Below are 12,644 nucleotides of genomic sequence, written 5' to 3'. Positions count from 1 at the left end.
TCTAGTGGGCCGCGTTGTAGGCGTCGATGATGTTCTGGGGGATCTTGCCGCGGCGTGCTACGTCATGGCCCTGCTTTTGCGCCCATTCGCGGACCTTGCGTGGATCGACCTGTGGGGATTCCGCATCGGGAGCGGCATGTGCGGCCTCGACAAAGGGGGCGATTGCCTCGTGGAAGCGGCGGGCATTGTCGCGGGATAGATCCATCAAGTAGCTGCGCCCATTGACGCTGAACCGGACTACCTCTAATTCATCCTCACCAATGAGTTGATTATCAAGGTCATCATAAAATTGCGTGATTTCGCGGCGTGCCATAGTACCTCCATGGTTTATTGCATCGATATGTTTACCTAATACCGGTATTTGGAATCCGAATTAACTCTAATTCAATTCTACCAGTGTGGAAAATAGTAGACAATAAAGTTTTAGTTAGTGGCCCTCGCGCATAAAAATATCGCCGCCACCTAAAAGGTGAACGGCGATGGGAGGCGGAGGAGAAACTATTCGCCCAGGCGCTGCTGAATCTCCGCGGTAACGGAATCGATCTCTCCGCTAATGGTCTTATGCGCGCGGCGGCGCTGCTGTTCCGTCATGAATTCGGCGTTATCGATCGCGGCATCAACCTCTTCGAGGCGCTCGCGCACGTCCCGCTTGAAGCCGGCGGGCAGATCCACGTCCTTGAGGGAATTACGGATGCTGGCGGTGCGGGCCTTGAGCGGCGCGCCGTAGCCGGAAAAGGAGGCCATTTCTGCCGAACTTACGCCCGCCTTGTGGGCCTTGCGCTTTTCTTTTTCGGACTTAAGGCCCACAAATGCGCGATAAACGAGGGGAAGCAACAGCGGGGCGGCGGTGCGCAATGCACCTGCATAGCGCTTGACCTTGCCGGCATTAAAGTGGCCCTCGCGCAGCTTTTCCAGTTCCTTTTCCGCCATCTTCTGTTCGTGTTTACGGCGCTTTTTGAGACCCTTTTCTTCGGTCTTAAGAAGGTGCTTTTCTTGCTTGGCAAGGAGCTTTTGTTGGCGGCGACGATCCTTCGACTGGGCCTTTACCTCAGCCTTGGCGCGCGCCTTCGCCGCCTTGGCCTGCGCGCGTGCTTCCTGGCGAGCCTTTTTCAATTTCTTGAGGATACTCATTATTTTCCCTTACGTTCGATCGAGTCTGGATTCAACATTACCTTGCTGTTCTATTAAGCTCACCCGGTGTGGAGGATGTCGTTGTAGCTTCGGATCTCGTTGGGTGCCGCTATCGCTTGGCGCAGCGGCGCGCCCACCCGGAGATTCCGCGCACCCGAGCCTCGATTGCTCGGGCCGAGCGCCACAGCGCCGCCGTAGACGCGGTCATGGAGTTATTCCCGCGTAAAGCCCCTGGCCGTTTCCGGCGCATCGATCTAGAAGGTGACGATTGGGAACGCGCCATGGCCACGCTGGAGGCCATTGCCTCCGGCTATACCCACATCACCAATGCGGTCTTTGCCACCGAAAAGTGGAAAGTGCACGTGGAATTGCTGTTGCGGGAGGCGGGTTCTTATACCCCCATTATTGTGAGCAACCACCGCGTCGCGCGCAAGGACCCAAAGAAAACTACGCTTGCCGTGCCCACCCACCGCCTTGGGATGAGCGAGCCCATGGAGGTTCCGTATAAGGCCCGCCACCATGCCGTCGATGGCTATCGTTTGGCGCTAGCCGCCGAGGCCCTAGAGGACATGGGCCTGAATTCCGGGCGGGGCGGGGCCATCGGTCAGGATCGCCAACAGGCCTTCTTCACGGAGACGGCGAAGTTTGACGTGCAGCGCGCCTGGGATAAGCCGCTGCCCACCGCGCCGGTGCGGGTCAAAGAGTGCACTAGCTGCAGGTTCTGGCCCTTGTGCGAACAAGAACTGGTGGCGGCGGACGATATTTCCCTTTTCTTACCGGGCGATCGCGCCCGCCCCTTTCGCGAGCGCGGCATTACCACGGTGCAGGCGCTTATCGATGCCGATTTGGGCGAGCCCTCCCGCCTCGCCGCCGCGTGGCGTGCCGGGCAGACGCTGCTGCGCCGCGGGGATACGTCGGTGCCGCGGGCGGATGTCGAGGTGGATGTGGACATGGAGGCCTACATGGACCAAGGCGCTTACCTGTGGGGCGCGTGGTTCGAGGGCGAGTACCACCCCTTCGTGACGTGGGAGCCGCTGGGCGGGCGCGCCGAGGCGGAGAACTTCGCCGAATTTTGGCGGTGGTTAATGCGGCTGCGCGATAAAGCGCACACGGAGGGCAAGACCTTTGCCGCTTATTGCTATTCCGCCCACGGCGAGAACCACTGGATGCGCCGCTCCGCGCAGCGCTTCCGGGAGGTGGATGAACGGGAAGTAGAAGATTTTATCTCTTCCCCAGAGTGGGTGGATATGTTTGCCTACGTGAAGAGATCCTTCGCGGGGCCCTTTGGGCTGGGGCTCAAAGTGGTGGCCCCAGTGGCGGGATTCCGGTGGCCGGAAGAGGACTTTGATGGCGAAGAATCCGTCAACGCGCGCCGGGAGGCCCTAGCGGGCGATATGAGCGTCCGGCAGCGCCTTTTGGACTATAACGCCGGCGATGTCCACGCCACCCGGATAGTGCGCGAGTGGATGAGCGCCGGCGCGCCGGGAATCCCGGAGCTCTAGAGCGCCGCGAACAGGGCGTAGATTACCGCCAGGATGGCGATGCCGATATAGATTTGGTTCCAGTCCGCGGTGGTTTTCGGCGCGGGACCTTCCGCCTTTTTCATCAACACCTGCTTTTGGGCCTTGACCGCACGGGCAATGAATATGGGGTAGACCGCCAAAGAACCGATGCATAGTAGCGAGGCCACCACCTTGAGCAAGGAGATATCCGTGCCCATCCAGATGAGCAGCCCCCCATTGACGAATGTGGCGCGCAACAGGCCCCACCGATCCAGCTCCTGAAGCCCCGCGCGGACCGCGCCGGGGCCACCGCCCATGGTGGTGGGAAGAAGATAGCTCATGACTCCGATGAGCAGCTGCGCCGCAAAGCCCACCACGAGGCCGAGCGTAGGAAGCCCTGGTTCTGCCACGAGGAAGTGCTGCGTGGTGTAGTACGCCAGGGATAGCACCAGCCAGAGCGTGGCCATCAGCGCCGAGACGGAGGCAAAGTTAACGCGGTCGCGCGGTGCGCGGGCGACGTCGATGACATTGCCAAGCCACTGCTGCAGGCTCAAGATCCAGCCGATGCAATAGATGATCAGCCCAAGCTGCGGGAAGTTCAGAAACGCGCCGATGGACGTTGCCACCACGCCCAAGGTAAGCAGCGCGAACGAGGAGGACATGCGCTCATTGGTGCCCTGCGTGCGCCAGATCGTGGGAAAGAGGATGGTCAAAGAACCTGCCGCAGCAAGGCCGATGAAACCGCCGATATTGGCGGCGATATGGGCCAAGAGCAACTGCGGATCACCCGGGTGAATGGCCAGGATCGCGCCGAAGACCGCACCGACCGGCAAGCACAGCGCGGATAGCACGTAGGCGCCGACAACTGGGCGGAAGCGCTTATCCTTAGCTGTTCGCCACTGGGCAAACAGGGACACCGCGTGCCATAAAACGGTAAGCGCGATAAGCGTGGCACCGATCTGGGTCAGTATCCAGTGGTGAGCCCAGAATTGCACGAGGATTTGGCCCGCGACGGCGATGATGATGCCGATATTGAGGATATAGATGCGCGCGAGCTGTTTGGGGCGGGCGGAATCCGGCAGTTTTTGTTGCACGAATTTTTCAGTCAGGTGCTGCGACCACACCAGGATGCTGTTGGTGACCAGGCCCAACGTGAAGAGGTGGATAAGTACCCAGCGATAATTGGGCACGAATATGTGCGCTGCGCCCACTACGATGAAGACCATCATCCAGATGGACACGGGGCGTGAGGCTTTGCGGTGCCAGGTGCGGCTCGACCACTTATCTTGAGGCATAAAACCGAGTTTAGTCGGATTTAATCTTGGTCCAAGTCAGCGCCGTGAGCGCGAGCGCGAAGGCGGTGAAGCAGGCGATGAATTGGTGCCAGGTGAGGGCATCGAAAAGCACGCCTGCCAAGGCGCCCACGATGGAAGAGCCCAGGTAATAGCAGAAAACGTACATTGAGGATGCCTCGGCGCGGTCGTGGGTGGCCAGTTGCCCCACCCAGCCAGACGCTGTGGAGTGCACCGCGAAGAAACCGACGGTCAGGCACACCATGCCGATAAGAGTCATGGCTAGGTTGCCGGCGCAGAGGATAATGCCCACGGTAAAGAGCGCGGCGGAACCGACCATGGTTTTACCGTGCCCAATGCGCGCGACCAGCGTGCCCGCCCGGGCCGAGGACCATGTGCCAGAGAGATAAAACAGGAAGGTAAAACCAGCCAGCGCCGGGGACAGGTCAAAATCCCCGGTTAGGCGGAAGGTAAGGAAGTTATACATGGACACGAACGTGCCCATGGATAAAAAGGCGACGATAAATAGTGTGGCGAGATCCTTATTCGCCCAGTGCCCAAAGACCGCACTCAGCTCGGAGCGGAAGTGAATTTCCTTGGGGTGAAAATTCCGCTGGGCGGGCAGGAGGAGCCAGCAGGTGATGGCAAAGGCCAGGGAGACTACGGCGGAACCGAGCAGCGCCCAGCGCCACGAGGAAAACTCCACCAAGCCCGCGGGAATGATGCGGCCGGTGAGCCCGCCCACGGAATTACCCGCGATATAAAGGCCCATCGCCTTAGGCAAGGCATTATCCTCGAGCTCTTCTGAAAGCCAGGCCATTGCGGTAGCTGGGGCGCCGGACAACATCGCGCCCTGCAGCCCGCGCAGGGCAATGAGCTGCCAGCTCTCTTGGGCTAGGGGCACAACAAGGCCCAGGATGGTGGCGGCGATGGCGGAAATGAGGAGGATGCGCCCGCGCCCATAGCGCTCAGAAAGAATGGACGCAGGAACCACGCAGATAGCCAACGCGCCGGTGGCGGCCGAAACAGTCATGGCCGCCTCGGTGTGCGAGATGCCCATATCCGTTACCAACGTGGGCAAAATTGCTTGGGTGGTATAGAGGCTAGAAAACACCGCCAAACCCAACAGGAGCATGGCGATGGTGGCGCGCCGGTTTCTGGTCATGCGTACCAGCATTCTCTTCACAGGCGGCGGTGTAAATTGTGCCACACCCTTGATGGGGTTAGTGCAAGCATAAAAATGCCGCCCTTCCAGTAAGGAAAGGCGGCGGAAAGTAACTAAGTTAAAAGTTACTTCTTAGCTGCAGCGAAACGCTCTGCAACGTCGTCCCAGTTGAAGACGTTCCAAGCGGCCTTGACGTAGTCGCCCTTCACGTTCTTGTACTGCAGGTAGTAAGCGTGCTCCCACATATCGAGCATGAGCAGCGGGGTGAAGTCAACGGAAACGTTGCCCTGCTGGTCAGTGAGCTGCTCGATGATCAGGCGGTCAGCGATGTGGTCGTAACCCAGCACTGCCCAGCCGGAACCCTGCAGGGAGGTAGCAGCACCAGCGAAGTGTGCCTGGAACTTCTCGAAGGAACCGAAGTCGCGGTCGATAGCCTCTGCCAGCTCGCCGGTGGGCTGGCCGCCACCGTTCGGGGACAGGTTCTTCCAGAAGATGGAGTGGTTGGTGTGGCCACCCAGGTTGAATGCCAAGTTCTTGGACAAGGCGCGGATGCGGTCCGGGTTAGCCTCGCCGTTGCGCTCTTCTTCCAGTGCCTCGAGGGCAGCGTTAGCACCCTTCACGTAGGTTGCGTGGTGCTTGTCGTGGTGGAGCTCCATAATCTCTGCGGAGATGTGTGGCTCCAGTGCGTCGTATGCGTATGGGAGATCAGGAAGTTCGTAAACAGCCATTTGTGTAATCCTTTCTTCGGGTACGTGTCCCGATGATAGGCACGATCGAAAGATTTCGCCATGATTAATTTGAAATCTGCAATTACCGCGAATATTTAGTGGCCCGGGAATCTATTTGCCCAGTACAACGTTATTAAGGGAAATGGAGAAAGGAGCATTACCTAATGTGGATGTTTAAACCAGAGCCGAAGATGGTGGCTGCGGAAGATGCCCTGCCGGGCCGCAGCGAGCCGGTCTTGGACCCAGCCCCGCACGCGGTGCTGAATACCCCAATTACCGGTCCGTGGAAGGACGGCCAGAAATCGATCTTGATTGCCCTGGGCTGTTTCTGGGGTGCAGAAAAGATGTTTTGGGAGACCGATGGCGTCGAGTCCACCTCGGTTGGCTACGCCGGTGGCACGACCCCGAACCCCACGTATTATGAGGTCTGCCGCGGGCAAACCAACCATGCAGAAACCGTGGAGGTCACCTATGACCCGGAGAAGATCTCCTTGCGCGAGCTCGTGGTGAAGGCCTTGGAGGCGCACGATCCAACGCAGGGCTTCCGCCAAGGAAATGACGTGGGCACGCAGTACCGTTCCGCGTTTTATCCCCGCACCGAAGAAGAGCGGGAGGAAATCCAGGAAATCGTGGATAGCTACGCGGATAAGCTGAAAGAATTTGGTGTTGGGGAAACTACGACCGAAGTAAAACGCTTAGCCGATACGGACTCTGGCGAGTACTACTTGGCCGAAGACGAGCACCAGCAGTACCTGCACAAGGTGCCGAATGGGTACTGCCCGCACCACAGCACCGGTGTGAAGTGCGATTAGGCATCGAGCCGGATAAAACCGGCGATTTTCCGGGCTAATTTAGGAGTGAGGTTCAGGCGCGATTGGGAGCCTAGGACCTCATTCCAGTACCAGAGCATCTCCTGAAAGTAGTTATGCCCGTGGCCACCTGGGACGTTCAGGGAGTTGATCTGGTCTAGGCCAATCTGCCACCAGGTAATAAACGGTGCCCAGCGCAGGTGGCGGAGCGTATCCGCTCGGAGTGTCTCCGGTTGGGGTTCGTGCATCCAGGTGGGGCGCCGAAACATCAGGTTCAGGTCCCACCACACGATGGCATCGGAGGCATGCTGGGCAATGAGCACGCGGGGCCGGCGCCAGCTGGAAGGAAAATCGTTGCCAAAGGCATCGCGGCGCGAGTGCTCCGGTTGGGCAACAAAGCGGACGTGTTGCCCGCCATCGATGACGGGGAGCCGCTCGAGCGAGCCGATATCGCGGCGCAGGCGCTGGGTAAAGCGCGTCATCCGCGGCGGGCCAGAAAAGACCGCGCCGCTACAAGCCGCGAGGAGTTCTTCCTTGTTCTGGAAATTATCCATAATGGCGTAGGCACCCAGGGATTCCCCTGCAAGGTAGAGCCGCGGGCGGTCTTCTTCTGGGAGCTTGTCAATTTCTTCTTGCACCACGGAAATGAGCTCGGCCGCGGCGCGCTTGGGCGCGTTTTTATCCACGAGGTAAGCGAAAACCGAGGGCAGGTAGGAATACTGCATGGTGACGGTGACGCAATCACCGGCGGTCAAAAACTCATAGGAGCTCGCGCTCCAGTTATTGATCCACCCGGATCCCGCGGGCATCTGAATGACGATGGTATCCCGGCGCAGCGCACCGGTGCGCTGCAATTCTGAGCGCACCTTCTTTGCCGCTTGGGCAAAGGAACGCCCGGGGATGTAGCCGGCATAAATGCGGATGGGTTCTTTGGCGGGAGCGCCGGTGATGGTGCGAATATCGCGGGCGCGCGGGCCGTTGGAGACAAAGCGCCGCCCCTGTTGCCCCAGCGCGGACCAAGGTTCAAGTGACCATGGGCTGCCGGAGCGCTCCGGCTCCCAGGGCATGGACGTGCCGGGAAAGATTTGCTTGTTTAAGCGCTGTGCCTTGTGGGAGAGCGAACGGATCCAGCGTCGGAATACCACGCGGTCCGATAGCCCCACCGCGGCCACGGTGAGCCCTGCGGTAACGACCGGCCAGGCCACGAGTGCTGGAACCCAGCGGCCCAATTGACGCGATAATTTGGTCACGGTCAGTTGTGCCGCCTCGCCTACCAGTAGCAGCGCGCCGTATCCGGCGGTGCCGGCGGCTAGGCCGATGGCCGCGGTAGCCGGACCGCGAACCAGTTGTTTATTGACCAGACCCGCCTGCTTTTCCTGGTTGCGCAGCGAGAGCGCCGCGTTGAAGGCGGTGCCGGCGCCAATAGCTAAGTGCAAAATCTGGCGGTGCTGCGGGCCCAAGCGATCTTGGGGGCGCTTGCCCAGCCGGTTGAGCACGAAACTCGTCGAGGCCGCCCCGAGGTGCCCGATGGCTTGCCCGATAGATACATTGGCCGCCGTTACCCACCACGGGCGGGGCAGCAGGGATGGGGATACGGCGGCCCACGTGGCCAGCTCTGCGCCTAAGATTCCGGCCGACATATGGGGCGGCAACGTCTGCCGACTGGTCATGCGGACGACGGGCGTGAGATCCGCGACTACGCCAAGAGAAATTAGTGCAGCGCGGCTGAAGGCGCGTTTCATGGTTGCCCATTATCCCAGAACGTACCGCGTTGTGCAGTGTGAAACATTACGCATGCAAAACCCCGCTGGGCGTTGCACAATAGGGTCATGGCAAAGCATGTAGGAAATAAAGTCGTTCTCATTGGCGCGGGTGACGTGGGAGTCGCTTACGCCTACGCACTGGTCAACCAGAGCATCGTCGACCACCTGGCCATCATCGACATCGATGAGCGGAAGCTGGAAGGCAATGTCATGGACCTCAACCACGGTGTGGTCTGGTCGCCACAGCGTACCCGCGTCACCAAGGGAACCTACGCGGATTGCGCGGACGCTGACATGGTCGTCATCTGCGCCGGCGCCGCCCAAAAGCCCGGCGAAACCCGCCTTGACTTGGTGGACAAGAACGTCAAGATCATGAACAGCATCGTCGCAGATGTCATCGCTAATGACTTCGACGGCATCTTCTTGGTCGCCTCCAACCCGGTCGATATCCTGACCTATGCGGTATGGAAGGCCTCCGGCTTTGACCACAAGCGGGTCATCGGCTCCGGTACGATTCTGGACTCCGCGCGCTTCCGCTACATGCTGGGTGAATTGGAAGGCGTGGCACCGAAGTCCGTGCACGCTTACATCATTGGTGAGCACGGCGATTCTGAGCTACCGGCCGTCTCCACCGCGAATGTCGCTGGCGTCCCGCTTTCGCAGAAGCTGGAAAAGGATCCGGAATACGCCGAGCGCATTGAAAAGATCTTTGAAGAAACCCGCGACGCCGCCTATTCCATTATCGATGCAAAGGGATCGACCTCCTATGGCATCGGCATGGGGCTTGCACGCATTACCGCCGCGATTATCCAGAACCAAGACGTGGCGCTTCCCGTCTCTGCTTACCTGCAGGGCGAGTACGGCGTGGAGGACCTCTACATCGGCACCGCGGCCATCGTAAACCGCACCGGCATCGTCCGCCCGGTGGAGTTGCAGCTCAACGAGCACGAAAAGGAGCGTTTCGACGCTTCTGCAAAGACGCTCAATGACATCAAAGAAAAGTTCTTTGGCTAGTGCACATCGTCGCGCATAGGGGATACTCCGGAAAATACCCGGAGCTATCCCCCTTAGCTTTTGAAAAGGCCCTGGAGCTTCCCATCCATGGCGTGGAGTGCGATGTGCGGTTAAGCCGCGACGGCAAGGTGGTGGTCCAGCATGATCCCACCTTGGAGCGGACGACGGGGCGCGCCGGGCGGGTTTCGGCGATGGACTGGCGGGAGCTGAGTGAGGTCGACATCGGCAAGGGGCAGCGCATGATGCTTCTCGATGACCTCCTGGCCATGCTGGGGGACAAGCCCCACCACCTCTATATTGAAACCAAGCACCCCTCCGGGCAAGGCAGCGCCTTGGAAAAGCGGGTCATGGAACGGCTGCGCGCCGCCGGGCTCGATGAGGATCCGCGCATGCACGTTATTTCCTTTTCCCATAAAGCCATCCGGCGCATGAAGATTTTGGCACCGCACATTGACCGCATTTACCTGCGCCGAGATTGGGAACGCCATTTTAATCGCTCGGATTTCATGTGGTCGCGGCCGAGCGCCCTGGGGGTTTCCCTGCTGCGCGCCAAGATGCAGGCGGCCATTATTGGTGCGCAGGGCTTGCCCACGTATATGTGGACCGTTGATAAGCCGGAGGACATGAAGTGGGCTTGGTCCAATGGCGTGGACATGCTTGCCACCAATCAGCCGGAGGTGGCCCTGCGCGCTATTGAGCTGTAGAAAGCAGGTATCTTGGAGGCATGGCCAAGAAGAAAAAGAAACAAGAAGATCTGCCTGAGGGCATGTCCCGCCGTCAGGCGAAGCTTGCTGCCCGCGCCAAAGAGCGCGCCGCCTTGGAAAAAGACCCGCGCCCCTATAGCGGCCTCGCGGCGGAGGCTTCCCTCGTTGCCATGCAAGAGTTCGTGCCCTCCGCTTTTGCCAAGCTCGACGTGAAGGGCTGCGATAGGAACGTCTACGTCTCCACCGTCCTTCCGGGCGCCACCGCGGCGCTGATCCGCGATGAGGAATTCGGCGGCGATGCTTTTGTGGCACTCCAGGTGCAGTCCCACACCCACAACCCTGGCCGGGATCTGGCCTTCGCCCTGAACTGGGTCAAGAACAACGAGCCAGGCTCTACCTTGGAATCGACCGCGGCCGATGGCTCGCAGCCGGAGCTTAGTGAGCTTATCGATGCCGCAACTACCCTCGACATCGAAGTCCACCAGGACTTCAGTTGGTGGATCCCGGAAGGCGCGCAGGTCACCCCTGAGGTATCGCAGTCCATGCGCGCCGCCAATGACTCGGTTATTGAATCCCACCAGGTGGGCAACGATATTACCGGTACCGCCTTTTGGGCCAATGCCGGCGGCGGCAAAGCGCATGTGCGCTGGGTGCGCCCGAACGACGATGAGGCCGCATTCCTCAACGCCCTGGCGCGAGTCGCCGCGCGCGGCGAGCTGAACTTGGGCGAGGACACCAAGTTCGCCGGAGTCTTCCGCACCCACGGCCTCATCGCTCCCGTCTTTGACGTGCAGCCTGAGGTTGATTATTCCTCTTATGAGGACAAGCTCGCGCGCGTAGATAAGGCCTTGGAAGAAGAAATCTCCAATGACGCGCAATTGAACGCAGAAGAGCGCAAGCAGCTAGAAAACATCAAGTCCCGCCAGGTGACGTTGCGCTAAACGAACCACACCAAAGCGGCTCTTTCCCTACAGCACGAGGAGGAAAGGGTCGCTTTCTTCGCAATCTAGCTAGGACGAGTTAAGGCATGAACAAGAAAAACTCAGGGCCTCGGCGCATAGCCTGGGCTTTCGCAGCCGCCGGCGCAATAGCCTTCATCCTTGGCATAATTAGGATGCTTTCTATGGATCCTGTGGAGTGGAGAATTCTCCCTGAATTCTTCATAGCAACCACACTTGCTGGTTTCTCAATAGCGTTTTTCCGATACGAAGATTGAGTTCAGTCCTATTTCATGGAGTCCCAGAGCTGTTGGGCGCCTTCATCGTCCCAGAGCACGACATTGCCCACGACGGTGTCCTGGAACCCGCCAATGGGAACGGTTTCCGTATCCACGCCGGAGCCCATTGCAAGTGCTACGCGGGCTAGGTGCCATACGTGGTCGCCATCGCCCACGATGAAAGAGGAAGCGGTGTGGTTAATCAGGGAAATCGACCGGAAGGGGTTAATCAGGGTGGCTGGGGAGGTGATCTTATCTAGCAGCGCCGCGAAGAACTCGCGCTGGCGCTGCACGCGGTCAAGATCGCCCATTGCGGTGGCGCGGGTGCGCACATAACCCAGCGCATCGCTTCCCTCTAGCTTCTGGCAGCCTTCCTGCAGATCGATGCCCGCCAACGGGTCATTGATGGGCTCTGGCACGCAGATATCAACGCCGCCGACGGAATCGACCACATTGGCCAAACCACCCATACCGATTTCGGCATAGTGGTCAATGTGCAGGCCAGTATTGCCCTCCACGGTTTGCGTGAGGAGCTTTGGCCCGCCGTAGGCAAAGGCGGCGTTGATCTTATCCATGCCGAAGCCTGGTACTTCCACGTAGCTATCGCGCGGAATGGAGACCAGCTGGGCTTGGCCGGAGCGCGGGATATGCAGGAGCATGATGGTATCGGTGCGTCCCTCGCCCACATCGCCACCGGTGCCGAGCGCTTGTTGGTCTTCTTCGGATAGGCCCTGGCGGGAATCGGATCCCACCAACAGCCAATTGGTGCCAGAGGTATTGGCCACCTGCTCATCCGGGAGCGCATCCACGCGGGTCAGGCGCGTATCGGCCCACAGCGCGAAGATAAGGCTGCACACCACGACGACGAGGACAAAGATGCCGGCGCAGCCAAAGAACCGCTTGACCGGATTGGTCTTTTTCCGGCGGCTGTGCGGCTTAGAGTGGCGGCGGGGCGGTTGCTGAGCTTGTTGTGGCTGGTAGCGCTGTTGCAGCTGCTGCGGCGATTGCGGCTGCGATCGCTGTGGTGGTCGCTGCTGCGGCGGCCGTTGCTGTGGTGGTTGCTGCGCGGAACGCTGCTGCTGGGCCCGGTACTGGCTGGGGTAGCGGGTAGGGGTTTCCTGGCGCGGGATGTGCTGATGCGGCTCGGAACGATTCGTGCGCGGTCGGCGGCGAATGGGCCGACCATAGCGGTCCTTGAGGGGACGGCCATCGGCCCCAAGGACGAACTCACTGGATGAGCTATCGCCAGCGCGGCGCGCCTCCCGATGCGGATCTCGTCCTGATTCAGTCATGCGCTATACCTTACAAGGCGCCGGCCAA

General features: G+C 59.9%; 13 protein-coding genes. 6 read left to right on the top strand and 7 right to left on the bottom strand.

The window, feature by feature from the left end:
* Nucleotide 1: 1 nt before the first annotated feature.
* A complete protein-coding gene (locus tag ACP8IT_RS11180) occupies nucleotides 2-313 on the bottom strand; it encodes a histone-like nucleoid-structuring protein Lsr2 (protein WP_005279679.1) in 312 nt (103 codons plus the stop codon).
* A 185-nt stretch (nucleotides 314-498) separates the two neighbouring features.
* Entirely contained in the window at nucleotides 499-1,131 is a 633-nt protein-coding gene (locus tag ACP8IT_RS11175; protein WP_284631857.1) for a DUF6474 family protein, read from the bottom strand.
* A 68-nt stretch (nucleotides 1,132-1,199) separates the two neighbouring features.
* Here ACP8IT_RS11175 and ACP8IT_RS11170 point away from each other — a divergent pair, with 68 nt between their 5' ends.
* Nucleotides 1,200-2,633 carry a TM0106 family RecB-like putative nuclease gene (locus tag ACP8IT_RS11170; protein WP_490290114.1) on the top strand — a complete coding sequence of 478 codons (1,434 nt, stop codon included), beginning with the start codon at nucleotides 1,200-1,202 and terminating at the stop codon, nucleotides 2,631-2,633.
* On the opposite strand, the gene ACP8IT_RS11165 is transcribed toward ACP8IT_RS11170, so the two are convergent.
* The 3 genes from ACP8IT_RS11165 to ACP8IT_RS11155 form a co-directional block, all read right to left on the bottom strand.
* A complete protein-coding gene (locus ACP8IT_RS11165; RefSeq protein ID WP_284609843.1) occupies nucleotides 2,630-3,928 on the bottom strand; it encodes a copper oxidase in 1,299 nt (432 codons plus the stop codon). The two genes, ACP8IT_RS11170 and ACP8IT_RS11165, sit on opposite strands and share 4 nt — an antisense overlap.
* Nucleotides 3,929-3,938: 10 nt before the next feature.
* Complete coding sequence (locus ACP8IT_RS11160) at nucleotides 3,939-5,090, bottom strand: MFS transporter (RefSeq protein ID WP_302526663.1); 1,152 nt, start codon at nucleotides 5,088-5,090, stop codon at nucleotides 3,939-3,941.
* Between the two features lie 125 nt (nucleotides 5,091-5,215).
* Entirely contained in the window at nucleotides 5,216-5,818 is a 603-nt protein-coding gene (locus ACP8IT_RS11155; protein ID WP_005279684.1) for a superoxide dismutase, read from the bottom strand.
* 164 nt (nucleotides 5,819-5,982) lie between these two features.
* Here ACP8IT_RS11155 and msrA point away from each other — a divergent pair, with 164 nt between their 5' ends.
* Nucleotides 5,983-6,630 carry a peptide-methionine (S)-S-oxide reductase MsrA gene (gene msrA, locus ACP8IT_RS11150; RefSeq protein WP_490290113.1) on the top strand — a complete coding sequence of 216 codons (648 nt, stop codon included), beginning with the start codon at nucleotides 5,983-5,985 and terminating at the stop codon, nucleotides 6,628-6,630.
* On the opposite strand, the gene ACP8IT_RS11145 is transcribed toward msrA, so the two are convergent.
* Entirely contained in the window at nucleotides 6,627-8,369 is a 1,743-nt protein-coding gene (locus ACP8IT_RS11145) for an alpha/beta-hydrolase family protein (protein WP_284623346.1), read from the bottom strand. The genes msrA and ACP8IT_RS11145 overlap by 4 nt on opposite strands.
* An 87-nt stretch (nucleotides 8,370-8,456) precedes the next feature.
* Between ACP8IT_RS11145 and ACP8IT_RS11140 the strand changes: the two genes are divergently transcribed.
* The 4 genes from ACP8IT_RS11140 to ACP8IT_RS11125 all read left to right on the top strand — a co-directional run bounded on the left by ACP8IT_RS11140 (nucleotide 8,457) and on the right by ACP8IT_RS11125 (nucleotide 11,324).
* Nucleotides 8,457-9,404, top strand: coding sequence for an L-lactate dehydrogenase (locus tag ACP8IT_RS11140; RefSeq protein ID WP_005285324.1), 948 nt, complete (start codon nucleotides 8,457-8,459; stop codon nucleotides 9,402-9,404).
* Nucleotides 9,404-10,108, top strand: coding sequence for a glycerophosphodiester phosphodiesterase family protein (locus tag ACP8IT_RS11135; protein ID WP_005279693.1), 705 nt, complete (start codon nucleotides 9,404-9,406; stop codon nucleotides 10,106-10,108). The genes ACP8IT_RS11140 and ACP8IT_RS11135 overlap by 1 nt, the downstream gene beginning before the upstream one ends.
* A gap of 20 nt (nucleotides 10,109-10,128) precedes the next feature.
* Complete coding sequence (locus tag ACP8IT_RS11130) at nucleotides 10,129-11,049, top strand: DUF5926 family protein (protein WP_284623345.1); 921 nt, start codon at nucleotides 10,129-10,131, stop codon at nucleotides 11,047-11,049.
* A gap of 86 nt (nucleotides 11,050-11,135) precedes the next feature.
* The gene (locus ACP8IT_RS11125) at nucleotides 11,136-11,324 is read left to right on the top strand and encodes a hypothetical protein (RefSeq protein WP_005285316.1); all 189 of its coding nucleotides are present in this window, start codon (nucleotides 11,136-11,138) and stop codon (nucleotides 11,322-11,324) included.
* An 8-nt stretch (nucleotides 11,325-11,332) separates the two neighbouring features.
* Here the strand turns inward: ACP8IT_RS11125 and ACP8IT_RS11120 are convergent, their stop codons facing one another.
* Nucleotides 11,333-12,616 (bottom strand): LCP family protein, encoded by a 1,284-nt coding sequence (locus tag ACP8IT_RS11120; protein WP_490290112.1) that lies wholly within the window; start codon nucleotides 12,614-12,616, stop codon nucleotides 11,333-11,335.
* Nucleotides 12,617-12,644 lie beyond the last annotated feature (28 nt).

The sequence above is a fragment of the Corynebacterium sp. LaCa_23 genome (genome assembly GCF_058182375.1).
Note: the sequence above shows the minus strand (reverse complement) of the source record. Positions and strands in the feature narration are given on the sequence as shown.

Excerpts from the sequence above, each read along its gene's own strand:
- ACP8IT_RS11160 (WP_302526663.1), bottom strand. The coding sequence starts at position 5,090 with ATGACCAGAAACCGGCGCGCCACCATCGCCATGCTCCTGTTGGGTTTG.
- ACP8IT_RS11140 (WP_005285324.1), top strand. The coding sequence starts at position 8,457 with ATGGCAAAGCATGTAGGAAATAAAGTCGTTCTCATTGGCGCGGGTGAC.
- ACP8IT_RS11155 (WP_005279684.1), bottom strand. The coding sequence starts at position 5,818 with ATGGCTGTTTACGAACTTCCTGATCTCCCATACGCATACGACGCACTG.
- ACP8IT_RS11125 (WP_005285316.1), top strand. The coding sequence starts at position 11,136 with ATGAACAAGAAAAACTCAGGGCCTCGGCGCATAGCCTGGGCTTTCGCA.
- ACP8IT_RS11180 (WP_005279679.1), bottom strand. The coding sequence starts at position 313 with ATGGCACGCCGCGAAATCACGCAATTTTATGATGACCTTGATAATCAA.
- ACP8IT_RS11165 (WP_284609843.1), bottom strand. The coding sequence starts at position 3,928 with ATGCCTCAAGATAAGTGGTCGAGCCGCACCTGGCACCGCAAAGCCTCA.
- ACP8IT_RS11175 (WP_284631857.1), bottom strand. The coding sequence starts at position 1,131 with ATGAGTATCCTCAAGAAATTGAAAAAGGCTCGCCAGGAAGCACGCGCG.
- ACP8IT_RS11130 (WP_284623345.1), top strand. The coding sequence starts at position 10,129 with ATGGCCAAGAAGAAAAAGAAACAAGAAGATCTGCCTGAGGGCATGTCC.
- msrA (WP_490290113.1), top strand. The coding sequence starts at position 5,983 with ATGTGGATGTTTAAACCAGAGCCGAAGATGGTGGCTGCGGAAGATGCC.
- ACP8IT_RS11145 (WP_284623346.1), bottom strand. The coding sequence starts at position 8,369 with ATGAAACGCGCCTTCAGCCGCGCTGCACTAATTTCTCTTGGCGTAGTC.
- ACP8IT_RS11120 (WP_490290112.1), bottom strand. The coding sequence starts at position 12,616 with ATGACTGAATCAGGACGAGATCCGCATCGGGAGGCGCGCCGCGCTGGC.